The organism is Staphylococcus lugdunensis, from assembly GCF_002901705.1.
Taxonomy (GTDB): domain Bacteria; phylum Bacillota; class Bacilli; order Staphylococcales; family Staphylococcaceae; genus Staphylococcus; species Staphylococcus lugdunensis.
Genome location: NZ_PPPV01000019.1, coordinates 56,514 through 78,225 on the forward strand (window position 1 = coordinate 56,514; position 21,712 = coordinate 78,225).

Below are 21,712 nucleotides of genomic sequence, written 5' to 3' on the forward strand. Positions count from 1 at the left end.
TTGTGGTCCGGCCCCAACTTGCTTTGCTTGGTGAATTTCTTTTCGAAATTCTCTCTGTCGGGGTCTCCTCAGCTTGTCTATTTACTCTAGTGTCTCGTCGAAGTTTATATATGTGAATTTATATTAAAATGTCTTTTATAATGTATTATCACGTTCAAATTTTTCATCTTTTAGTTTAGGTTTAGATTGCATCATACGTTTGAATGTTGTTTTTAATTCTTCTCCTGATAAACCATCATCTATTAATTGTTCTAATAAACTTTCTGCATAAACTTGTCTCAAAGTGTATATGTGACACTCTAATACAATTGACATTTTTGTTTCAAAGTTAACAATATGCTTAATTGTAGCATCAAATAATGCTGGATCATTAGCCGGTCTTGTGATAACTACACGAATGTCTAATAAAGTTTGTTCTTCTTGATATTGCTTCATCTGTCCATAATGATCATTTGAAATAACGATTTCTAGCAACCATCCAGTACCGCTATTTTCTTTATTAATGATTACACCATCTTCTAATTCATACTCAGTGATACCGCCGTTTTGATTTACTATTTGAAAGCGCACAGCTTTAAATGTCTTCATATCCCATCATCCCTTTTGCTCTCAATTTTATAAAAAATAATATTTTTAAGTTGTACGTGTTCTAAAATACATTATTTTCTTTAAATATAACAAATTTTAGCGGTAAAACGTAAGTAAAATTAAAATTATACCGTTTTGACTTTAGCATTAGAAATACATAAACTATAACTAATCAAAGGAGGTGACACATGTTAAATAAAATCGTAATCGTTGGACGATTAACTAAAGATGCCCAAATATACGAGAAAGAGGAGGTTAAAATTGCTACATTTTGTGTGGCTACGGAAAGAAATTATAAAGATGATAACAACGAGCAAATCGTAGATTATATTCTATGTAAAGCATATGGTAGGACTGCTACCAACATTGAAAAGTATACCAGTCAGGGATCATTGGTTGGTATTACAGGTCAAATGCGCTCAAGAAAGTATACTAAAGACCAACAAACACATTTTGTTACAGAATTATACGTAGAAACTATTAAATTCATGTCCTCTAAAGGCAAAACACACGAAATCCTCGAAGAACATCCAACTACTAATATTCAACCTTTTTCAGTTGATGAAATGAAACTCTTAAATATCGAATAATTGCTTTTTCAATATTAAAACTCAAATTTTATCCATAAATTATATCCGACTAGTTATTCATACTCCCAATAATCTTCTTTAATATAAATCCTTTCAATTATGCTTAACAGTGATGGGAAATATGGTGAATTGTGCTAAATTTTGCTATATTTTCCTAGCTGTTTATTGAAGAAGTATTAAATAATATACATATATTACAATCATATTCTATATGAGAATATCTGTTAAACTCACACAATAATCTGACAAATTTCAAAATATTACACAGGTAATTGGAATTTATAGATTTTTTAGTCCTGCATCAAAGTATTTTTTACGTATTTGGTATGTATAATTATTTCTTTGTTTTTGTAATGTCTTTGTAAATTTTTACCAGTTATTTTTATTTCACTGTAACCTGCTTATTTTTTATGGATGTTACATTATGAATTGTAAATTTAAATATGAAATGAACTCAAATTTAGGAGGATATATAATTATGAAAAAAACAATTATTGCATCATCTCTAGCAGTAGGCTTAGGTTTAGTAGCAGGAAATGCAGGTCATGATGCAGATGCGAGTGAATTAAATGTCAATACTAAAGCTGAGTTAGCACAATTAGCACAATCAAATGATCAATCATTAAATGAAAAGCCTGTACAATCAGGCGCGTATGATTTTACATTCAATTATGAAGGGAATACTTATCACTTTGCTTCTGATGGTACTTATTTTGAATGGCAATACTATCCATCAAATGGTGCAGCTGATGATACAACAATGAATTCACAAGCTCAACAAGGAACAATGTCATCATCTCAAGGTGCTGCAACTCAACAATCAACATCAGCTCAGCCAGCTCAAACTGAGCAAGCACCTCAAAGCGAATCAACACAACAACCACAAACACAAGCAACATCTCATAGTCAGTCAAGTTCAGCAAGCCAAGCTTCAAGTCATTCATCAGTTAATGTTAACAGTCACTTGAAAGCAATAGCACAACGTGAATCTGGTGGAGATATTCATGCAGTTAATCCATCATCTGGTGCAGCAGGTAAATATCAATTTATGCAGTCAACATGGGATCATGTAGCGCCATCTGAATATAAAGGTGTGTCACCAGCTAATGCTCCAGAACATGTTCAAGATGCTGCAGCACAAAAATTATATGATACAGAAGGTGCAGGCCACTGGACAACAGCTTAGGGCCCAACCTAAATTAAATTCTGAACTCACTTCATAATCATGAGGTGGGTTCTATTTATATAAAAAGATATATCAGCTATTATTTTGACTGTCTTCAATAATTGAATTTTGTATTTGGAGTTAACACATTTAAAAATGAATATGATGATATGTATCTAGAGGTATGACATGGTTGCTTTACATTTGATTAATGAGTTTGGCTTTGATATGTTAAATGTAATAGGAAACTACTAGGGGAGCCTTTATTGGCTGAGATGACGAAATTAGTCAGACCCTTATAACCTGATTTGGTTAGAACCAACGTAGGAAAGTAGCAACAATAATCTGCCATTATATTGTTTGGGATGAACTACATTTCTACGTTGAAATGTAGTTTTTATTTTTTAAAGACTTATACTGGGAGGCAATACAAGTGAAATTTTCAGATGAAATTAAACAAGCATCACAACCAATTATTGATGAAATTTATCAAGATGGTTTCATACAAGACTTATTAAAGGGAACAATTTCTAAAGAAGCAATCAGACAGTATTTAAGAGCTGACGCATCCTATTTAAAAGAATTTATGAATATATACGCATTACTTATTCCTAAAGTTACTGATATTGAAAGTATTAAATTTCTTGTTGAACAAATTGAGTTTTTAACTGAAGGGGAAGTTGAAGCGCATGAAATATTGGCGGATTATATAAACGAGCCGTATGAAGAAATTATTAAAGAAAAGGTTTGGCCGCCAAGTGGAGATCATTATATTAAACATATGTATTATCATGCTTATACGCATGAAAATGCGGCCTATGCAATTGCAGCTATGGCACCTTGTCCATATGTTTATGAAGTGATTGCATTAAGAGCAATAGAAGACCCTGAATTAAACAAAGCTACAAATTTATCTAAATGGTTTGAATTTTATAGCACAGAAATGAGAGAACTTATAAATGTTTTTGATCAGCTGTTAGATCAATTTACAGAAAACAGCTCAGACGTAGAAAAACAACAAATTAAAGAAAGCTTTTTACAAAGTACGATTCATGAGAGACATTTCTTTAATATGGCATATACGAATGAACAATGGAACTTTGGAGGTTAAAAGCATGAATAAACCGAAAATTGCGCTTACAATTGCAGGTACTGATCCCTCAGGTGGTGCTGGCGTTATGGCAGATTTAAAATCATTTCATTCTTGTGGTGTTTATGGTATGGCTGCCATTACAAGCATCGTTGCTCAAAATACGAAAGGTGTTCAACACATTCATAATCTGGAAACATCATGGGTTAAAGAACAATTGGATAGCGTATTTGATGATGAGTTACCTCAAGCAATTAAAACAGGCATGATTGCAACTAAAGACACGATGGAACTAGTACGTGACTACCTTACAAAATATGCAGACATTCCATATGTCATCGATCCAGTGATGTTAGCTAAAAGTGGCGATTCACTTATGGATGATGATACTAAAAAACATTTACAGTCAACATTGTTACCCTTAGCTGATGTTGTTACACCGAATATTCCGGAAGCTGAAGAAATTACAGGTATTAAAATTGATAGTGAAGCGAATATTTATAAGGCAGGTAATATATTCATCAATGATATTGGTAGTAAAGGTGTTGTAATTAAAGGTGGTCATTCCGAAGACCCAAATATTGCTAAAGATTATTTGTTTACAAAAGATGATGTTTATACATTTGAAAATCAACGTTTTAATACTCCGCATACGCATGGTACGGGCTGTACATTTTCTGCTGTTATCGCTGCAGAATTAGCTAAAGGTCGCTCAATTTATGAAGCTGTGAAAAAGGCAAAGAAATTCATATCGTTAAGCATTGAATATACACCTGAAATAGGTCAAGGTAGAGGGCCAGTAAACCATTTTGCATACTTAAAGAAAGTAGGACTAGATGATGAATAATTTAGAAAAATTACGTGAAGATAATCCTTTAATTGTTTGTTATACGAATGATGTTGTGAAAAATTTCACTGCTAATGGATTGTTAAGTATGGGCGCAAGTCCGGCAATGAGTGAAGCACCTGAAGAAGCAGAAGCGTTTTATAAAGTTGCTCAAGCATTGTTAATCAATATTGGTACACTCACAAAAGCGAATGAAGAGGATATTATTAAGATTGGGAAAATTGCCAATAAACAAAGAACGCCAATTGTTTTTGATCCAGTAGCTGTAGGGGCATCAACATATCGCAAAACCTTTTGTGAACGTTTTTTAGCTGAAGTAGAAGTTTCTGTTATTAAGGGAAATGCTTCTGAAGTATTGACGCTTGTTGATATGAATACAACAATGAAAGGTACAGATGGAGCAAGCAATCTTGACACCATAGCAATTGCTAAAAAAGCATACCAAAAATATCAAACTGCCATTGTGATAACCGGAAAAGACGATATTATTGTTCAAGATAATCAAATCGTTCAATTATCTAATGGCTCACCATTATTAGCCAAAGTGACTGGCGCAGGATGTTTATTAGGAGGCATTATTGCCAGCTTTTTATTCGGCAACATACACCCATCATTACAACAGCTTGAAGAGGCAATAAGTTTCTATAATATCGCCGCTGAACTTGCTGAACAAAGTCCACATTGTCAGGGACCAGGAAGTTTTCAAACAGAATTATTAGATTATATGTACCAAATGACCTATGAATTATATCAACAAAATGTTAGAAGATTAGAGGTATAGAAATGTTTAAAAGTACAGATTTAAAAGTATATTTTATATGCGGCACACAAGATATACCTGAAGGGAAAAGTTTAGAACAGGTAGTAACACAAGCTTTAGAGTCTGGAGTTACAATGTTTCAATTTAGAGAAAAAGGATCAAAAGTATCTCAAGACAAAGAGATAGAACAACTGGCATTAAAATTAAAGGAACTTTGCCATAACTATCAGGTGCCATTTATTGTTAACGACAATGTTGCACTTGCTTTAAAAGTACAAGCTGATGGTATACATGTAGGTCAAGATGACGCCAAAGTTGAAGACTTTTTTGAACAATTTCATGATAAAATTATTGGTTTAAGCGTGAGCAATCTAGATGAGCTGAAACGTTCTGACTTAACACATGTCGACTATATTGGGGTTGGCCCTATATACCAGACACCATCAAAGTCTGATGCTAGTACACCAGTAGGTCCTGAAATGATTCTAACGTTACGAAAAGAAATAGGTGACTTTCCAATCGTGGCTATTGGTGGTGTGACCGAAAATAATGCACAAGCAGTAGTTGATGCAGGTGCGGATGGAATTTCAGTTATATCAGCTATCGCTAGAAGTCAAAATATTGACAGCACTGTTAATAAATTCTTAAGTTATTATAATTAACAAAGAAATTTTTCCACATATTGTTTTCTACTGTAGTATTAGTATGATAAAATAACATCTATGTGAAATAACATAATAGAGGTGGAAAAATGAAGAAAAAAGCACTACTACCTTTGTTTCTAGGGATAATGGTCTTTTTAGCAGGGTGTGACTACTCTAAGCAAGGAAATCGCACGGGTTTCTTCTATAATACATTCGTAGATCCAATGGAAAAGATACTACATTGGTTAGGTTCAGGCATTTTTAATAATGATTATGGTTTAGCTATCATTGTATTAGTTTTAGTTATTCGGATTGTTTTATTACCGTTCATGTTATCAAACTATAAAAATAGTCATATGATGCGTGAAAAAATGAAAGTGGCCAAACCTGAAGTAAGTGAAGTACAAGAAAAAGTTAAACGTGCAAGAACTCAAGAAGAAAAAATGGCAGCTAATCAAGAAATGATGCAGGTTTATAAAAAATATGATATCAATCCAATGGCAAGTATGTTAGGCTGTTTACCAGTTTTAATTCAAATGCCAATCGTCATGGGATTATATTTTGTACTTAGATATCAAATTGGCGGTGGAATTACACACCACCCACATTTTTTATGGTTTAATTTAGTTAAACCAGATATTTGGATTACAGCTATTGCCGGGGTACTATATTTTATTCAATCTTACATTTCAACGAAAACGATGCCAGATGAGCAACGTCAAATGGCATATATGATGATGATTGTGTCACCTATCATGATTATATGGATTTCATATCAATCAGCCGCAGCACTTGGCTTATATTGGTCAGTCAGCGCCGCTTTCTTGATTGTTCAAACATACTTCGCTAACATGTATTATTCAAAACGTGCTAAAGAAGAAGTAGCACCAATGATTAAACAATATGAAAAAGAAAAAAATCAAGGAACAAAAAAAGGTAAAAACACACAAGTAGTCTCAAAAAATAATAAAAAGAAAAAATAAGAATTCATAGAAAAAGAAGTCAGTAAATGAGTTTTGTAAATTCATTTACTGGCTTCTTTATTTACAAAAATACGTATTATCGGTGTGTTTACTTAGGGGGCTAGGACATTAAGTTCTTAAACAATGTAAAAAGACAATTTCTATATAAAATTATTTGATAGAAATTGTCTTTTCCCTTATGTATTAGATAATGTACAGCTCGTTATCATTTTTGGATGATATGATGTTGCACCACGATGATGATTGAATTCATTATCTGGGATTGTTTCATACATATCGAGAAATATTATTTGTAGGAATAAGAATTGAAGTTTCCATTGGTAGTGTAAGTTGTCTATTCTGCTCAAACCCAAAATACGTTTATCTCGACTGCATTATTATTGATACCAATCATCAAAAAATTGGTTGATGAACTGTTTCATGAAATCATGGCGTTGTATGGCAATATTACGTGCTGTTTCAGTATGCATTAAATCCTTTAATTTTAGCAATTTATCGTAAAAATGACGTATCGCTGATGGTTCAAAGGTTGTTATTTCATCTGCTGAAGGTATTGATGAAGTTGGTAACTCTGTCCACATCGGTTCATTGAAGTGCCCGGCGAATTGGAATGCTCTAGCGATACCTATAGCACCAATTGCATCAAGTCTGTCAGCATCTCTAACAATTTGTCCTTCTAAAGAAAGGGAAATTTGATTATTTTCTCCGTTGCGATAGCTTAAATGTTTAATAATAAAAATAATTTCATTAATTGTTAATGTATCAAGATTAATAGAGTATAAAAATTTTTCTAGTTTTATTGTTGCAGCATCACTAGTCGTTAGTTTACTATCAACTGTATCATGCAATAGACTAGCTATTTCAACAATATCTATACGTTGACATTGCTCTGCTTTAGCAATTTTTAATGCTAAGGAAGTTACTCTTTCAACATGTGCAATATCATGGCCGCTATAATCATGAGCATGAAAATCTAACATATATTGTCTACATAAATCAAGTTGCGTTTTTAAATTCATTATATACTCCTTCAAATCTCTTCAGATATAATTAAATGTATTAGCTCATATAGTACTGATTAAAGCTAAATGTAAGCTACATTCAACAGGCAAGCTTATCATTAAAATGATGTGACTTGTGTCATAATATTGGGGATAATAATTGAGAAATACCCTCTTTAAATTTAATGATTAAGCCACGTTGATTATAAAGTTCTTGTGTCAATTTATAAGAAACTTTCATATCTTCTATAAAGGCTGTTTTCAATTGATGTGCAACATCCACATCGTAAATAAAGGCATTTACTTCAAAGTTAAGTGTGAAGCTTCGATGATCCATATTTGTTGTTCCAACACTAGCAATTTCATCATCGATAACAACAGTTTTGGAATGTAAGAAACCATTGTCATACTGATAAATGTTTACGCCAGCTTCTAATAGAGAGGCGACATTTTTTAATGTAGCCCAATAAACGAATGGATGATCTGGCATACTTGGTATCATTATATTAACTTCAACACCCCCCAGTGCTGCGATTTTAATAGAGTCTAAAAAGGCTTGGTCAGGAATGAAATATGGTGATTGTATGTAGATTGATTTTTTCGCAGATGAAATCATTTTTAAATAACCATATTTAATTTGTTCCCAATCTTCATCTGGTCCACTAGAAGCAATTTGTACACCTTTTTGGCCGCCTGAATTTACATCTGGGAAATAACGATCACTGTACTCAATATTGTCACGCGCAGCTTGAGAATTCCAATCAAGTATAAACCTTAATTGTAAGGCGTTTACAGAATCTCCTTCTAAGCGTAGATGTGTATCTCTCCAGTAACCGAATTTTTTATATTTTCCAATATATTCATCGCCAACATTAAAACCACCAACATAACCAATTTTGCCATCTATAACGACAATTTTACGGTGGTTACGGTTATTCATACGCAAGTTAATCAATGGTAATTTAGAAGGGAAGAAGGCTTCAGCTTTGCCACCTTTGTTTCGAAAATGCTTTAAATCTTTCTTTCTAAGCCCACGTGAACCCATATCATCGTATAGCATTTTAATTTCTAATCCTTCATCCAACTTATGTTCGAGAGCTGTCAATATCTTATGACCCAAGTCATCACTTTTAAAAATGTAATATTGAATATGTATATAATCTTTCGCATGATTGATATCATCAATGAGCGAATCGAATTTTGTTTTGCCATCTGTAAATATTTTAATAGTGTTGTCAGTAGTTAGAAAGGCAGCATTATTAAACAACAACATACGCACCATATCTTTATATTTAACAATTTGATGATTCCCTTTAGAAAAGTTGTCTGATTCTAAAGCTCTCATCTGTTCACCAACAATCATTTCAAGACCAATTTCATTGTTTTTATTTAATTTAAATATTTGTTCTCGCTGAATTTGTCGACCTAAAAGTAAATAGAGTATGAAACCTATAATAGGAAGAAATACAAGAACTAATAACCAAGCCCAAATTGATCCGGCGCTGCGTCTTTCCATAAAGATGATTGTAAAGGCAAAGATAAGGTTTAAAATAAAAGCACTAATTAAAAATATGTTTATTAGTAAATTAGAATGTGCCAAAGTTAATGAAAAGAATTCAACCATATAGAACCTCCTAGCCTAACATTTTATGTTTGTCACAATATTAAATGAATAATACAATTGTATCATGTAGTTGATAAATATCATATTGTAATTGTTAAAAGTGGTTGAATTTGCTCATTGTAATATACAATAATTAGTAAGTAATTGAATAAAGGGGTGTTTACCTTGAACGAACAAGATCATGCACATCATTCTAAAATTGTAAAAGCAAATTTAAAATCTAGATTAAATCGTATAGAAGGACAAGTGCGGGCAATTAATCGCATGGTTGAAGATGATGTTTATTGTGATGATGTGTTAACACAAATAAGAGCAACACGCTCAGCATTAACGAGTGTAGCAACAAAACTATTAGAGCATCATATGAAAAGTTGTATCATGGATAAAATAAACGATGGGCAGGAAGTTGAAGCGATGGAGGAATTGCTAGTTACATTTCAAAAAATGCTAAAAGATTAGGAGGAGAAAATTGTGGAAAAGCGATTAATTTATATTACAAATGTGACTAGTGAAGACGACTTGGAAAACTTACGAACAAGGTTATTAGAGATGATTGGTGTTAATGAAGTAGTGATCAATTTTGATGAACGTGCAGTTAATGTTACTTTTGAAACACCAACTAATTTAAATGCACTTGAAAAAGAAATATATGATGCTGGCTATCATGCTATAGATGATTTATAAAATAATTTCAAATAAATTTTCAATTCATGTAGTAAACGACAGCTAATTAGGGTAGTATGTATGTGAAAGGCCATATAACGAGGTGAAATTATGAAACAAGTCGATAAAATTCAAAACATGGTTAAATACTTAACATCGCTAGGTGTAAATATTAAGAAAACAAAATCTCGTTTAGACATAATGAATACTTTGCCAGCCTCAGCAACAGTCACTCATAAACTAAAGTAACATGTCACTTTTATTCAAAGGTTCGAGTGCGTCTTTAAGTCGATTTACATTGCTATAAAAAAGGAATATTGGATATTATTCCTAGAAAAACAAGCCAGAAAATGAGTTTATACGCTCATTTTCTGGCTTTGAATTTATGATTGTTATTCTGATTTTCACTCAAATGTGAACTCGTGGAATAAACTAAGACAAAAGTAAACATGGTTTCTTCATGTTGATAATTAATGTAAGAAAATTAATAGAGAAGAGCTAAGCTATGAACTAAATATTGGCAGTAGCTGACTGGATTGAAAATAAGCTTATAGCAAGCTTTTTTCAATTTTAGTTAACTTTACTGGGGGACGGGACTACAAATTCATAATAAATTCTGTCCCGCTCCTTTCTTTACTTTGTAATTTAAATCTGAAACCTCTCTATTTAAGCTTTATTGAAGACTTTGATACGTCATGGTAGTAAATGGATAGAATAACACCGATACCAGCCATTAAACTCCAAAGAGAGCTACCACCATAGCTAATAAAGGGTAGAGGAATACCAGTAATAGGTAATAGCTGTATTGTCATACCAATATTTTGAAGAATATGAAATACAATCAAAGAGATATAACCTACGATGAAAATTTTACTAAAAGGAGCTTCTACTCTAATTGCTAAACGAATTAAATGAAAAATTAAAAGTAAAAAAACAAATAGTAAAATTACTGCGCCTATAAAGCCCATTTCTTCACCTATGACTGAAAAAATAAAATCCGTGTGATTTTCAGGAATATAAACTTCACCATGATTATAGCCTTTACCAAATAGCTGTCCTGAGCCAATAGCTTTTAACGATTCTGTTAAGTGGTAGCCATCTCCACCACTATATGAATAGGGGTCTAACCAGGAATTAATACGACCCATTTGATACATCTTAACACCTAAAGACTTTTCAATTACAGAAGGTGCGTATAAAATGGCTAAAATAATGCTACTTCCAAACACAATGACAGAAATAAACAAAGGTGCTAACAATCTCCATGTAATACCACTAACCAACATTACTCCAGCTATAACAGCACATATAACAAGTGTCGTACCTAAATCATTTTGTAATAAAATGAGTGCCATAGGAATAATTGATACACCTATTATTTTGAAAAATAAAACTAAATCGGATTGTAGTGACTTATTGAATGTAAAACGATTATGTCGTTCTACAATTTTCGCTAATGCTAAAATTAATACAATCTTCATAAATTCTGATGGTTGAATACTTACTGGTCCAAAACTATACCAACTCGATGCCCCGTTAATCACAGGTGTAATAGGCGTTTCGGGTAAAATTAGTAAACCGATAAGCAATACACAAAAAATAAAATATAATAAATATGTATTTTTTTTAATTTTTTTAGGTGAAAAAAGCATGATAATAAGAGCGATGAAAGCACCTAAAATATAATAAATAACTTGTCTTATACTAAAATTGGCACTATATTGACCGCCACCCATTGCTGAACTAATGAGTGTGACACTAAAAATGGCTAGTATAGTTAAAATACCTATGAGCACCCAGTCTATTCGTTTGAGCCAATGTTTATTAGGCGTTTGACGGGATGAATATTTCATTTGTAACTCCTTAATTTCGTTAGTTTCTAAATTGATTATACAATGATTTTACTGTAGATTAAAACATTTGACTATAGAATATCTATGATAGCAGCTAGTTGCACAACAACGTGTTGTAAATCGTTTTAAAAATGTTACAAAATTTTCGGATAACCTTTATATCATCAAATGCATTCAACTCATGTTTTATGGTAATATTAAGTTTCAGAAAGTAATCTTTAGAGGATCGTTAAGTCGCATATTTTGTGTGAATACTGTATAAACAGTAATGAATTTAAAGGTATTCATTTTATACTTTGACCTGGTATAACGTATTGAATTGCTTAATGTTGAATCAATATTGGAGGAATACATAATGAAAAAAGAAAATATTTGTATTATTTATGGTGGTAAAAGTGCGGAGCACGACGTTTCAAAGCTAACAGCTCAAAATGTATTAAATGCTATTGATAAAGAAAAATATTTAGTGGACATTATTTATATAACAAATGATGGTTTATGGAAAAAGAAAGGTAACATAACAGCAACGATTGAATCTCCAGAAGAACTTACTTTAACAGATGTTGAGCCAGAAGATATTACTTTATTATTAAAACAAAGTAGTGCTGGTGAAGCATATGATGCAGTATTTCCACTATTACATGGACCTAATGGGGAAGACGGTACGATACAAGGTCTGTTTGAAGTATTGGATATTCCATATGTCGGAAATGGCGTGTTAGCTGCTTCTAGCTCAATGGATAAGCTTGTAATGAAACAATTGTTTGAGCATAGAGGGCTACCACAATTACCTTATATTAGTTTTTTACGCAGTGAATATGAAAAGTATCAAGGAAATATCATTAAATTGGTAAAAGACAAATTAGAGTATCCTGTTTTTGTTAAACCGGCGAATTTGGGATCAAGTGTAGGTATTAGTAAATGTAACGATGAACAAGAATTAAAAGCTGGCATTGCCGAAGCATTTCAATTTGATCGCAAATTAGTAATTGAACAAGGCATAAATGCCCGTGAAGTAGAAGTTGCAGTTTTAGGTAACGATTATCCAGAAACGACTTGGCCTGGAGAAGTAGTTAAAGATGTTGCATTTTATGATTACAAATCCAAATATAAAGATGGGAAAATTAGATTACAAATCCCAGCAGAGTTAGATCAAGAAGTGCAACTTACTTTGAGAAATATGGCACTAGAAGCTTTTAAAGCAACGGACTGTTCAGGTTTAGTACGTGCCGATTTCTTCGTAACTGAAGACAACCAAATTTTCATCAATGAAACGAATGCCATGCCTGGATTTACTGCATTTAGTATGTATCCAAGTTTATGGGAAAATATGGGCTTATCATATTCAGATTTAATTACAAAACTTATAGAATTAGCAAAAGAGCGTTACGAAGATAAAAAGAAAAATAAATATAGCATAGACTAAGAGCGAGGTAAGTCATTATGATAGAAGTAACTTTGCGACAAATTAAATCATGGATCGATTGTGATATAGATGACCAATTTTTAGATGTTAAAATCAAAGGCGTAACAATTGACTCACGTGCGGTTCAACCGCAAATGTTATTTATTCCTTTTAAAGGAGAGCATGTAGATGGGCATCGCTTTGTTAAACAAAGTATACAAGATGGTGCTGCAGCTGCATTTTATCAAACAGGTCAAGAAATTGGTTCTTCATTAGAAGAGCAACCATTAATTTATGTTTCTGACACTTTGACTGCATTACAACAGCTTGCTAAAGCATATTTGAATTATGTTCAACCTAAAGTGATAGCTGTGACAGGGTCAAATGGCAAAACGACTACTAAAGATATGATAGAGAGCGTATTAAAAACACAGTTTAAAGTGAAAAAAACGCAAGGTAATTATAATAATGAAATTGGTATGCCCTTAACAATTTTAGAATTGGATTATGACACTGATATATCAATTTTAGAAATGGGTATGTCTGGATTTCATGAAATTGAATTATTGTCTAGTATTGCAGAGCCAGATATTGCCGTGATTACGAATATTGGTGAATCGCATATGCAAGATTTGGGTTCAAGAGCGGGTATTGCAAAAGCGAAATCTGAAATTGTTACTGGACTAAAAGATAACGGTATTTTTATTTATGACGGGGACGAGCCACTATTACAGCCACATGTAGCACAAGTAAAGCATGCGAAATTAATCAGTGTGGGCTTGGAACAACATAATACGTATGTTTGTACAATTGATTCCAATCAAAATGATGGTATTGCTTTTAATATTAATAATACAGAACATTATGAATTACCTATTTTAGGCGTTCATAATATGAGGAATGCTGCAATTGCCATTGCAGTTGGACATGAGTTAGGCTTATCATATGAGATGATTCAACACAATATTAAACATGTCCAATTAACTGGCATGCGCATGGAAAGACATGTAACAGAACAGCAAATTACAGTGATTAATGATGCCTATAATGCAAGTCCAACAAGTATGAAAGCGTCTATAGATACGTTAAGTAATATGGAGGGACGAAAAATATTGATTTTGGCCGATTGTCTGGAGTTAGGTGACAACAGTCAACATATGCATGAAGAAATAGGTGAATATTTAAAAAATAAAAATATTGATGAGCTATATACTTTTGGTGAAGAAGCACAATATATTCATCGTTCTGGACAGCCCTATGTACCACATGCACAACATTTTGAGTCTAAAGAAGCAATTATAGAGCAATTGAAAAAAGAATTAGTTGCTGGCGACAAAGTGTTAGTGAAAGGCTCTAGAGGTAATAAATTAGAGGATATTGTTAACGCAATTATTTAATATAACGTAGTTCAAGACCTAATTGTATTGAAAAATATAATTAGGTCATTTTTTATAAAAAAAAGCCTATCCAAGCGCTTTTAGCAATGTATGATTAAATTTTTTCTATCTGATTGCAGAAACCCTTTATTGCTATAAGATAATATAGGTGGTACTATTAAGAAGTTGACGAAACAAATACGAACGTATACGTAAATAGTACGACGAGAAATAAATAGATAAAAGGAGAATTATATTGCAAAATTTTAAAGACTTAGGGATTTCTGAAAAAACAGTTCAAACCCTAGAAAATATGGGGTTTAAAGAACCTACGCCAATTCAAAAAGACAGTATCCCTTATGCATTAGAAGGAAGAGACATCCTCGGACAAGCACAGACAGGTACAGGTAAAACTGGTGCTTTCGGTATTCCTCTAATAGAAAAAGTTGTAAATAAATCAGGAGTACAATCACTGATTTTAGCACCTACACGTGAACTAGCGATGCAAGTAGCAGAACAATTAAGAGAGTTTAGCCGTGGACAAAATGTTCAGGTTGTTACGGTATTTGGAGGTATGCCAATTGACCGTCAAATCAAGGCGCTTAAAAAAGGACCTCAAATTGTTGTAGGAACACCTGGACGAGTTATTGATCATTTAAATCGTAGAACATTGAAAACGAATGGCATTCACACATTGATATTAGATGAAGCTGATGAAATGATGAATATGGGCTTTATCGATGACATGAGATTCATTATGGATAAGATACCGGCAGAGCAAAGACAAACGATGCTATTCTCTGCTACAATGCCAAAAGCGATTCAAGCACTCGTGCAACAATTTATGAAAACACCTCAAATTGTTAAGACTATGAACAATGAAATGTCAGATCCTCAAATTGACGAGTATTATACAATTGTTAAAGAATTAGAAAAATTTGATACTTTTACTAATTTCTTAGACGTTCATCAACCAGAACTTGCCATTGTATTTGGTCGAACAAAGCGCCGTGTTGATGAATTAACAAGTGCTTTATTATCAAAAGGTTATAAAGCAGAAGGATTGCATGGAGACATAACACAAGCCAAACGTCTAGAAGTATTAAAAAAATTCAAAAATGATCAAATTGATATTTTAGTTGCTACAGATGTAGCAGCGCGTGGTTTAGATATTTCAGGGGTAAGTCACGTTTATAACTTTGATATCCCTCAAGATACAGAAAGTTATACACACCGCATTGGTCGTACTGGCCGTGCTGGTAAAGAAGGTATAGCTGTTACCTTTGTCAATCCAATTGAGATGGATTATATTCGTCAAATTGAAGAAGTTAATAGTAGAAGAATGACTGCTTTGAGACCACCGCATCGTAAAGAAGTTTTAAAAGCGCGTGAGGATGACATTAAAGAAAAAGTTCAAAACTGGATGTCAAAAGATAATGAACCAAGATTACAACGTATTTCAAGCGAATTGTTAAAAGAATACGATTCAACAGAATTAGTTGCGTCATTACTTCAAGAATTAGTTGAGGCAAATGATGAAGTAGAAGTTCAATTAACATTCGAAAAACCTTTAGCACGTAAAAATCGCCAAAGCAAGAACGGTGGAAACCACAGAAGAAGTAACAAAAAACGTGGTGGAAAATTTGAAACACGTAATAAACGTACAAAAGGTAATTATAATAAGAAAAAGTCAAATAATTTCGATCGTAAAGATAAATCAAGCAAGAATCGTACAACAAAAGGACGTACATTTGCTGACATGCAAAAATAATATAACTATTGTTGAATCTGGGACATAATCATCTCTTAAACTATGAACTAAATAATTGTAGTAGTTGATTGGATTGAAAATAAGCTTATACCAAGCTTTTTCAATCCTAGTCAACCTTGCTGGGGCGGGACTACGAATTCATTATGAATTCTGTCACGCTCCTTTTTTATATACAAATTTAATGCCTATTATTATTTAAAACCTTAGAGTGTTATATGTTATAACTATAAATCCATTTATGTGCCTCCATTGAAGTATTAAGTAGCCATCAATTACCACTACTTCTATGATATAATGAACGTAAATTTCAGGAAGGAGTTCTTTATGGATTATAGTGACAATGTTTTTAAGCAAAGTCCTAAGCAGGCATTAAAATATTACTGGATAAAGTATAGTCTTTACTTTGTAATTGAATTTATTGTTTTGAGTGTTTTGACTTATTTTTGGTACACAAATCATTGGTACCATTGGTTGATATATATTGCTGCTATCTATTTAGTACTCATGTTTATCACTTTGATTGCAAGCCCATATATCTTATACCATCATAGATACTATCGTCTTGATGGCAATAATATAGAAATTAAGAAGACATATATTTTAAAGAAACATAAAATGAGCAAGATCGAACGTGTGCAACAAATCGATGTTAAATCAAATCCGTTGTTGTATAAATTGAAATTAAATAAGTTAGTAATACCAACTGCCGGTCATGAAATTAGTTTTCCTATTGTTTCGGAAGCTGAAGCATTGCGATTACAGGATAAAATCATACAAGGTTTGAGAGGTGTAGATACAGATGTCTAATCCTCAAAAATTACATATTATTTCCTATATTAACTGTATTTATAATGCAATAAAACAAAATATTATTTTATTTGCCATTGTCGTAGGTGTGAATATATGGCAATTTGATTTCTCAGAAATTCGTGATTATATTGGGTTAGGTATAGTGCTGATGTTCTTTATAATATCGTTAGTGTCACAAATTTTAGAAGTATATAGTACAAGATATTGGTTAGAAGATGATCACTTCATTGTCACACATGGGGTTTTTAACAAAAATAGAAAAGAATTAAATGTCCGAAAAATCCAGTCGTTTGAAACCACTCAAGGTGTTATCGATCAACTTGTTAATGGTGTCAAATTGCAAATAAAAACGCCAAGCGATGGCGTGGAATTAGAAACAATTACGAAATCACAAAGCCAAATGATTGAACAATCAATTCGAAATAAACAACTCGAATTACTGCAAAAAGGTGACTTACAACTTGAAAATAAGAAACATGATTTACAAGATACACAATCACTAGACAATGAACAAACAGATAATCAAAATATTATATTTAAAATGTCCTTTAAGACTTTATTATTAATGGCTTTAACAAGTGGAGCTGTTGGTGTGACATTTGCAGCACTCAGTCCAATATTTAATTCGGTAGAAGACTTTATACCATGGGATAGTTTGACTCACGGTATATTAAGTTGGGTGAATTCAGCATTTAAAATTGTATTTGTCATTACTATTGCCCTTATTATCGTAAGTTATATTGTAGGAACGGCGATTATGATGATTCGGTACTATCATTACACAGTGAGACAATCGCATAGTCAGTTAAAAGTATCTTATGGATTACTAAATGTAAAAAATATAACAGTACCAACTGATAGATTGCAGGCTGTCGTTGAAAAACAGTCGTTATTACGCAAATTATTAGGATATACATCTATACATTTTATTATTACGAGCGATTCAGATGTCACTTCAGAAGTAGATGTCAGTACAAAAGGTAGAGTTATGATTTTACCTTTTATTAAACAGCATGAGGCTTATCGCATATTAGCTGATTTAGTGCCAGAAATGGATTTTATCAAAATTGATAAAGGCATGCCTTTAAGAAGCTTTCATCGACATTTCTTCATCTTTTCAGTGATTATATTAATTTTAGCAAGTATTGGTACCTATTTTTGGAGTGTTTGGAGCTTTGGGATTGCAGCAGTATTAATTTTGATAAGAATATTACATGCTTGGGTCTACTTTAAATGTTCAGGAATGGCGCAAAATGACAGTGAAATTGCAGTAAGTGAACTGACATTTTTAACGTTAAATAGTTATTACTTTAAAAAAGATAAAATACTTGAAATTGAAACTGAACAACACCCATTTTTGCAACGTGCTCGTCTCGCTACAATAAACTTTATTCTAGCCAAAGGTGCAATTTTCCAGGGTGTGACGTTGAAATTTGAAGATGAGCATAAAGTTGAAAATGTTACTTCGACATTTTTAAGAGGTGAATCAAATGACAACTTATAATCATATGAATCAAAATGGACCTAAAATCATGCGTATTGCAGCAACAATAACTTTACTAATTATAAGTATCATTTTGATTGCAGCAATATTAATAAATTATTTTTTATTACACTGGCTAACTTTAATGCAAATCAGCATTGGACTAGCGATATTTTTTAGTGTATATATTGTTATTTTTATTGTTGTGAATCCTTGGTTAAAATATAAAAATTTTCGCTATTCATTAGAAGCTGATGTAATTTACATTCGGACGGGTATTATATTTGTTTCAACACAAGCAATACCGCTATTTAGAATTCAAAACATCGATATTACTGAAGGCTTTTTAATGCAATTTTATGATTTAGCAACTGTAAAACTTTTTACTGCTGGTGGCTTTCCAAGTGTAGAATTAATTAATAAAGCAGAGGCACAGCGCCTAAAACAAATGATTCGACAACAAAAAGCTGAGCAATCTGATGAAGATAACATTGATAATGAAAATAATGACATAGAATGAGGGTTAAATAGATGATTTATGGAATAGGTATTGATTTAATTGAAATTGAACGTGTTCAACGATTAAATGATAAACAACCCAAATTAATTGAACGTATTTTATCTCCTGGAGAACAACAGCGCTATCATAGTTTTTCAAGCGAACGTAGAAAACTTGAATTTTTAGCTGGACGTTTCACAACAAAGGAAGCATTTAGTAAGGCTTTAGGTACTGGACTAGGTAAAACTGTTGCTTTTCATGATATCCATTGTTACAACGATGATTATGGAAAACCATGTATCGACTATCCAGGATTTAAAGTGCATGTAAGTATTACACATAGTGATCATTATGCTATGAGTCAAGTTTTATTAGAAAAAATGGATGAAGCGGCATATAATAAAAATAAGAAAAATGAGATATGATAATATCCATTTATAATATGTTACGGTCATTTCGAGGAGGACATAACATGTCAGATAAGTATTATAGAAACACCTATATCAACGTCGATTTAGCTGCAATTAATAACAATTACCAACAATTCACTCAGTTACATGATAATAAGACAGTGATACCAGTAATTAAAGCGAACGGCTATGGTTTAGGAAGTGTGCAAATTGCTCAATATTTAGTGGACCATGGCGCTTCTTTTTTTGCTGTAGCAACTTTAGATGAAGCGATAGAATTGCGCATGCATGGAATCAAAGCACAAATATTGATTTTAGGAGTTATACCTATAGAAGATATTAATAAAGCAATTCAACATAGAGTTGCAATAACAGTCCCTTCAAAATCATGGTTATCATCTGCTATTAAAGCTATCAATGATGATAATGAGAAAAGACTGTGGTTGCATATTAAACTTGATACAGGCATGGGACGCTTAGGTATTAAAAATCAAGCAGAATACCACCAAACCATTCATTTAATAGAACAGCACGAGCATCTTGTTTTTGAAGGTGTCTATACACATTTTGCATGTGCAGATGAACCAGGAGATTCTGCACAACAGCAATATCAATGTTTTAAAACATGGGTAACTTCAACGGATATGCCACGTTATGTTCACGCACAAAATTCTGCTGGTGCATTGATGATAGATGCAGATATTTGTAATGCTGTAAGGTTAGGTATTTCACTTTATGGTTACTATCCATCAGAGTATGTAAAGGAAGAGGCTGACATTGAACTTCAACCTAGTGCTGAGTTAATGACCCAAATTGTACAAACAAAAGAACTACAACCTGGTGAGTCAGTCAGCTATGGCAGTACTTATACAGCACAATCACCTATAAAAATAGGTATCATACCAATTGGCTATGCAGATGGTTATTTGAGAATAATGCAAGGGCATTTTGTAAATGTGAAAGGACAGCAATGTGAAGTGATTGGCCGTGTTTGTATGGATCAAACAATCATTAAAATTAATGATGATATTGTTGAAGGCGATGAAGTATGTGTTATAAGTAAACAACAAGATAGCATACAATCAGTAGATGCAATTGCAAAACAACAAAAAACAATCAATTATGAAGTGTTATGCAACCTTGGACGACGCTTGCCAAGAATTTACAAATTTGATAATAAAGAATATATTATTAATGATTTATTAAAATAGTGTAGTCACTCCATCTAAAATTTGTTATTATTAAACTAAATAAAGGTTTAATAATAACTTTTTTAGAATCACTGGAGGTTCTTCTTATGCTAACTTTTAATCAAAATCGTAGTCATAGTCTAGAACAGTCATTAAAAGAAGGGTATGCTCAGATGGCAGACCTTAATCTCTCCCTAGCAACAGAGGCTTTTCCAATTGAATGTGAAGCTTGTGATTGCAATGAAACTTATCTAACTTCCAATCATCAGAGTGAATGATTAGACGCGGCGATGTATATTTAGCTGATTTATCACCGGTACAAGGGTCTGAACAAGGGGGAGTAAGACCAGTTGTCATCATTCAAAATGACACCGGTAATAAATATAGTCCAACTGTAATTGTAGCTGCAATTACTGGAAGGATTAATAAAGCGAAAATACCCACTCATGTGGAAATAGGTAAAAAGAAATATAAGTTAGATAAAGATTCTGTTATTCTGTTAGAGCAAATACGAACATTAGATAAAAAAAGATTAAAAGAAAAACTTACTTATCTCTCTGAGGATAAAATGAAAGAAGTAGATCATGCCCTAGACATTAGTCTAGGTTTACATAACTATCATTAAATTTTTTGAATTAGATATATGTATTACTCAAAGTTTTATATATGCAATAGGTCATTGTTTTCGAAACTTTTAAATGCTTATGTAACATAGTTAACATACTTCTAATCAAACATACTCATACATTTTATACTTGAGCTGAAACAAATCTTAAGCGTTGTTTAATAGCTTGAAAAGTTAATGGTAAAGAATGTCTTGAGTTTAAACTTTAGGTATTCCCTAAAGTTTTTTTTGGCTTAAAATGACTACGTGTTAAGTAAAAATTAAAGAAATTAAATGTAGCTGATAGAATAGTAGCTAGGTTTTTATTGCCATTTGCTTATGCTATTATGGTACTC

General features: G+C 32.4%; 24 protein-coding genes and 1 riboswitch. Of the genes, 20 read left to right on the top strand and 4 right to left on the bottom strand.

Translation table 11 applies throughout. The features are described 5' to 3' along the window. Positions 1-135: 135 nt before the first annotated feature. Entirely contained in the window at positions 136-588 is a 453-nt protein-coding gene (locus tag CD041_RS11885; protein ID WP_080606538.1) for a YwpF-like family protein, read from the bottom strand. Positions 589-776: 188 nt separating this feature from the next. Between CD041_RS11885 and CD041_RS11890 the strand changes: the two genes are divergently transcribed. The 7 genes from CD041_RS11890 to yidC all read left to right on the top strand — a co-directional run bounded on the left by CD041_RS11890 (position 777) and on the right by yidC (position 6,667). After that, a complete protein-coding gene (locus tag CD041_RS11890; RefSeq protein ID WP_002461219.1) occupies positions 777-1,178 on the top strand; it encodes a single-stranded DNA-binding protein in 402 nt (133 codons plus the stop codon). 478 nt (positions 1,179-1,656) lie between these two features. Further along, positions 1,657-2,364, top strand: coding sequence for a transglycosylase family protein (locus CD041_RS11895; RefSeq protein WP_062077890.1), 708 nt, complete (start codon positions 1,657-1,659; stop codon positions 2,362-2,364). 222 nt (positions 2,365-2,586) lie between these two features. Beyond that, a riboswitch (TPP riboswitch) is annotated at positions 2,587-2,690 on the top strand. An 86-nt stretch (positions 2,691-2,776) separates the two neighbouring features. Beyond that, on the top strand, positions 2,777-3,454 hold the full coding sequence (tenA, locus tag CD041_RS11900) for a thiaminase II (protein ID WP_070647980.1): 678 nt from the start codon (positions 2,777-2,779) through the stop codon (positions 3,452-3,454). Between the two features lie 4 nt (positions 3,455-3,458). Then, on the top strand, positions 3,459-4,280 hold the full coding sequence (gene thiD / locus CD041_RS11905; protein WP_002478968.1) for a bifunctional hydroxymethylpyrimidine kinase/phosphomethylpyrimidine kinase: 822 nt from the start codon (positions 3,459-3,461) through the stop codon (positions 4,278-4,280). Next, positions 4,273-5,061 (top strand): hydroxyethylthiazole kinase, encoded by a 789-nt coding sequence (thiM, locus tag CD041_RS11910; RefSeq protein WP_080606539.1) that lies wholly within the window; start codon positions 4,273-4,275, stop codon positions 5,059-5,061. Before thiD ends, thiM begins: the two co-directional genes overlap by 8 nt. A gap of 2 nt (positions 5,062-5,063) precedes the next feature. Then, positions 5,064-5,702, top strand: a complete 639-nt coding sequence (gene thiE / locus CD041_RS11915; RefSeq protein WP_002461213.1) for a thiamine phosphate synthase — start codon at positions 5,064-5,066, stop codon at positions 5,700-5,702. Positions 5,703-5,791: 89 nt separating this feature from the next. Further along, positions 5,792-6,667, top strand: a complete 876-nt coding sequence (yidC, locus tag CD041_RS11920; RefSeq protein ID WP_002461212.1) for a membrane protein insertase YidC — start codon at positions 5,792-5,794, stop codon at positions 6,665-6,667. 377 nt (positions 6,668-7,044) lie between these two features. On the opposite strand, the gene CD041_RS11925 is transcribed toward yidC, so the two are convergent. Both CD041_RS11925 and cls read right to left on the bottom strand, forming a co-directional pair. Next, positions 7,045-7,686 (bottom strand): HD domain-containing protein, encoded by a 642-nt coding sequence (locus CD041_RS11925; protein ID WP_070647978.1) that lies wholly within the window; start codon positions 7,684-7,686, stop codon positions 7,045-7,047. Positions 7,687-7,807: 121 nt separating this feature from the next. After that, entirely contained in the window at positions 7,808-9,292 is a 1,485-nt protein-coding gene (gene cls / locus CD041_RS11930) for a cardiolipin synthase (protein ID WP_070647977.1), read from the bottom strand. 165 nt (positions 9,293-9,457) lie between these two features. Between cls and csoR the strand changes: the two genes are divergently transcribed. The 3 genes from csoR to CD041_RS11945 all read left to right on the top strand — a co-directional run bounded on the left by csoR (position 9,458) and on the right by CD041_RS11945 (position 10,204). After that, positions 9,458-9,751: a copper-sensing transcriptional repressor CsoR gene (gene csoR / locus CD041_RS11935; protein WP_002492098.1), complete on the top strand. Its 294-nt coding sequence runs from the start codon at positions 9,458-9,460 to the stop codon at positions 9,749-9,751. A gap of 12 nt (positions 9,752-9,763) precedes the next feature. Continuing rightward, positions 9,764-9,976, top strand: coding sequence for a putative copper chaperone CsoZ (csoZ, locus tag CD041_RS11940; RefSeq protein ID WP_002478973.1), 213 nt, complete (start codon positions 9,764-9,766; stop codon positions 9,974-9,976). A gap of 90 nt (positions 9,977-10,066) precedes the next feature. After that, on the top strand, positions 10,067-10,204 hold the full coding sequence (locus CD041_RS11945; RefSeq protein ID WP_002461206.1) for an Lmo0850 family protein: 138 nt from the start codon (positions 10,067-10,069) through the stop codon (positions 10,202-10,204). 413 nt (positions 10,205-10,617) lie between these two features. Here the strand turns inward: CD041_RS11945 and CD041_RS11950 are convergent, their stop codons facing one another. Beyond that, on the bottom strand, positions 10,618-11,808 hold the full coding sequence (locus CD041_RS11950) for an FtsW/RodA/SpoVE family cell cycle protein (protein ID WP_002461205.1): 1,191 nt from the start codon (positions 11,806-11,808) through the stop codon (positions 10,618-10,620). A 355-nt stretch (positions 11,809-12,163) separates the two neighbouring features. Between CD041_RS11950 and CD041_RS11955 the strand changes: the two genes are divergently transcribed. The 10 genes from CD041_RS11955 to CD041_RS12000 all read left to right on the top strand — a co-directional run bounded on the left by CD041_RS11955 (position 12,164) and on the right by CD041_RS12000 (position 21,377). Beyond that, on the top strand, positions 12,164-13,234 hold the full coding sequence (locus tag CD041_RS11955; protein ID WP_002461204.1) for a D-alanine--D-alanine ligase: 1,071 nt from the start codon (positions 12,164-12,166) through the stop codon (positions 13,232-13,234). A 17-nt stretch (positions 13,235-13,251) separates the two neighbouring features. After that, the gene (locus tag CD041_RS11960) at positions 13,252-14,610 is read left to right on the top strand and encodes a UDP-N-acetylmuramoyl-tripeptide--D-alanyl-D-alanine ligase (protein WP_062077884.1); all 1,359 of its coding nucleotides are present in this window, start codon (positions 13,252-13,254) and stop codon (positions 14,608-14,610) included. A 235-nt stretch (positions 14,611-14,845) separates the two neighbouring features. Further along, positions 14,846-16,360: a degradosome RNA helicase CshA gene (cshA, locus tag CD041_RS11965; protein ID WP_002461201.1), complete on the top strand. Its 1,515-nt coding sequence runs from the start codon at positions 14,846-14,848 to the stop codon at positions 16,358-16,360. A gap of 324 nt (positions 16,361-16,684) precedes the next feature. After that, positions 16,685-17,167 carry a PH domain-containing protein gene (locus CD041_RS11970; RefSeq protein ID WP_002492078.1) on the top strand — a complete coding sequence of 161 codons (483 nt, stop codon included), beginning with the start codon at positions 16,685-16,687 and terminating at the stop codon, positions 17,165-17,167. After that, entirely contained in the window at positions 17,160-18,674 is a 1,515-nt protein-coding gene (locus CD041_RS11975; RefSeq protein ID WP_080606540.1) for a PH domain-containing protein, read from the top strand. The genes CD041_RS11970 and CD041_RS11975 overlap by 8 nt, the downstream gene beginning before the upstream one ends. Further along, positions 18,661-19,173 (top strand): PH domain-containing protein, encoded by a 513-nt coding sequence (locus CD041_RS11980; RefSeq protein WP_002478976.1) that lies wholly within the window; start codon positions 18,661-18,663, stop codon positions 19,171-19,173. Before CD041_RS11975 ends, CD041_RS11980 begins: the two co-directional genes overlap by 14 nt. Positions 19,174-19,184: 11 nt before the next feature. Beyond that, positions 19,185-19,577 carry a holo-ACP synthase gene (gene acpS, locus CD041_RS11985; RefSeq protein WP_002461196.1) on the top strand — a complete coding sequence of 131 codons (393 nt, stop codon included), beginning with the start codon at positions 19,185-19,187 and terminating at the stop codon, positions 19,575-19,577. Between the two features lie 47 nt (positions 19,578-19,624). After that, positions 19,625-20,773 carry an alanine racemase gene (gene alr / locus CD041_RS11990; protein WP_070647975.1) on the top strand — a complete coding sequence of 383 codons (1,149 nt, stop codon included), beginning with the start codon at positions 19,625-19,627 and terminating at the stop codon, positions 20,771-20,773. Between the two features lie 86 nt (positions 20,774-20,859). Further along, positions 20,860-21,030, top strand: coding sequence for a type II toxin-antitoxin system antitoxin MazE (gene mazE / locus CD041_RS11995; RefSeq protein WP_002461193.1), 171 nt, complete (start codon positions 20,860-20,862; stop codon positions 21,028-21,030). Next, entirely contained in the window at positions 21,027-21,377 is a 351-nt protein-coding gene (locus CD041_RS12000) for a type II toxin-antitoxin system PemK/MazF family toxin (protein WP_002461192.1), read from the top strand. The genes mazE and CD041_RS12000 overlap by 4 nt, the downstream gene beginning before the upstream one ends. Positions 21,378-21,712: the final 335 nt, after the last annotated feature.

What these genes read in the sequence shown, in the direction of transcription:
- CD041_RS11890 (WP_002461219.1), top strand. Translation starts at nt 777, where the DNA reads ATGTTAAATAAAATCGTAATCGTTGGACGATTAACTAAAGATGCCCAA.
- yidC (WP_002461212.1), top strand. Translation starts at nt 5,792, where the DNA reads ATGAAGAAAAAAGCACTACTACCTTTGTTTCTAGGGATAATGGTCTTT.
- thiD (WP_002478968.1), top strand. Translation starts at nt 3,459, where the DNA reads ATGAATAAACCGAAAATTGCGCTTACAATTGCAGGTACTGATCCCTCA.
- acpS (WP_002461196.1), top strand. Translation starts at nt 19,185, where the DNA reads ATGATTTATGGAATAGGTATTGATTTAATTGAAATTGAACGTGTTCAA.
- CD041_RS11970 (WP_002492078.1), top strand. Translation starts at nt 16,685, where the DNA reads ATGGATTATAGTGACAATGTTTTTAAGCAAAGTCCTAAGCAGGCATTA.
- CD041_RS11950 (WP_002461205.1), bottom strand. Translation starts at nt 11,808, where the DNA reads ATGAAATATTCATCCCGTCAAACGCCTAATAAACATTGGCTCAAACGA.
- CD041_RS11945 (WP_002461206.1), top strand. Translation starts at nt 10,067, where the DNA reads ATGAAACAAGTCGATAAAATTCAAAACATGGTTAAATACTTAACATCG.
- CD041_RS11885 (WP_080606538.1), bottom strand. Translation starts at nt 588, where the DNA reads ATGAAGACATTTAAAGCTGTGCGCTTTCAAATAGTAAATCAAAACGGC.
- CD041_RS12000 (WP_002461192.1), top strand. Translation starts at nt 21,027, where the DNA reads ATGATTAGACGCGGCGATGTATATTTAGCTGATTTATCACCGGTACAA.
- alr (WP_070647975.1), top strand. Translation starts at nt 19,625, where the DNA reads ATGTCAGATAAGTATTATAGAAACACCTATATCAACGTCGATTTAGCT.
- CD041_RS11955 (WP_002461204.1), top strand. Translation starts at nt 12,164, where the DNA reads ATGAAAAAAGAAAATATTTGTATTATTTATGGTGGTAAAAGTGCGGAG.
- mazE (WP_002461193.1), top strand. Translation starts at nt 20,860, where the DNA reads ATGCTAACTTTTAATCAAAATCGTAGTCATAGTCTAGAACAGTCATTA.
- CD041_RS11975 (WP_080606540.1), top strand. Translation starts at nt 17,160, where the DNA reads ATGTCTAATCCTCAAAAATTACATATTATTTCCTATATTAACTGTATT.
- CD041_RS11895 (WP_062077890.1), top strand. Translation starts at nt 1,657, where the DNA reads ATGAAAAAAACAATTATTGCATCATCTCTAGCAGTAGGCTTAGGTTTA.
- CD041_RS11960 (WP_062077884.1), top strand. Translation starts at nt 13,252, where the DNA reads ATGATAGAAGTAACTTTGCGACAAATTAAATCATGGATCGATTGTGAT.
- cls (WP_070647977.1), bottom strand. Translation starts at nt 9,292, where the DNA reads ATGGTTGAATTCTTTTCATTAACTTTGGCACATTCTAATTTACTAATA.
- CD041_RS11925 (WP_070647978.1), bottom strand. Translation starts at nt 7,686, where the DNA reads ATGAATTTAAAAACGCAACTTGATTTATGTAGACAATATATGTTAGAT.
- thiM (WP_080606539.1), top strand. Translation starts at nt 4,273, where the DNA reads ATGAATAATTTAGAAAAATTACGTGAAGATAATCCTTTAATTGTTTGT.
- CD041_RS11980 (WP_002478976.1), top strand. Translation starts at nt 18,661, where the DNA reads ATGACAACTTATAATCATATGAATCAAAATGGACCTAAAATCATGCGT.
- thiE (WP_002461213.1), top strand. Translation starts at nt 5,064, where the DNA reads ATGTTTAAAAGTACAGATTTAAAAGTATATTTTATATGCGGCACACAA.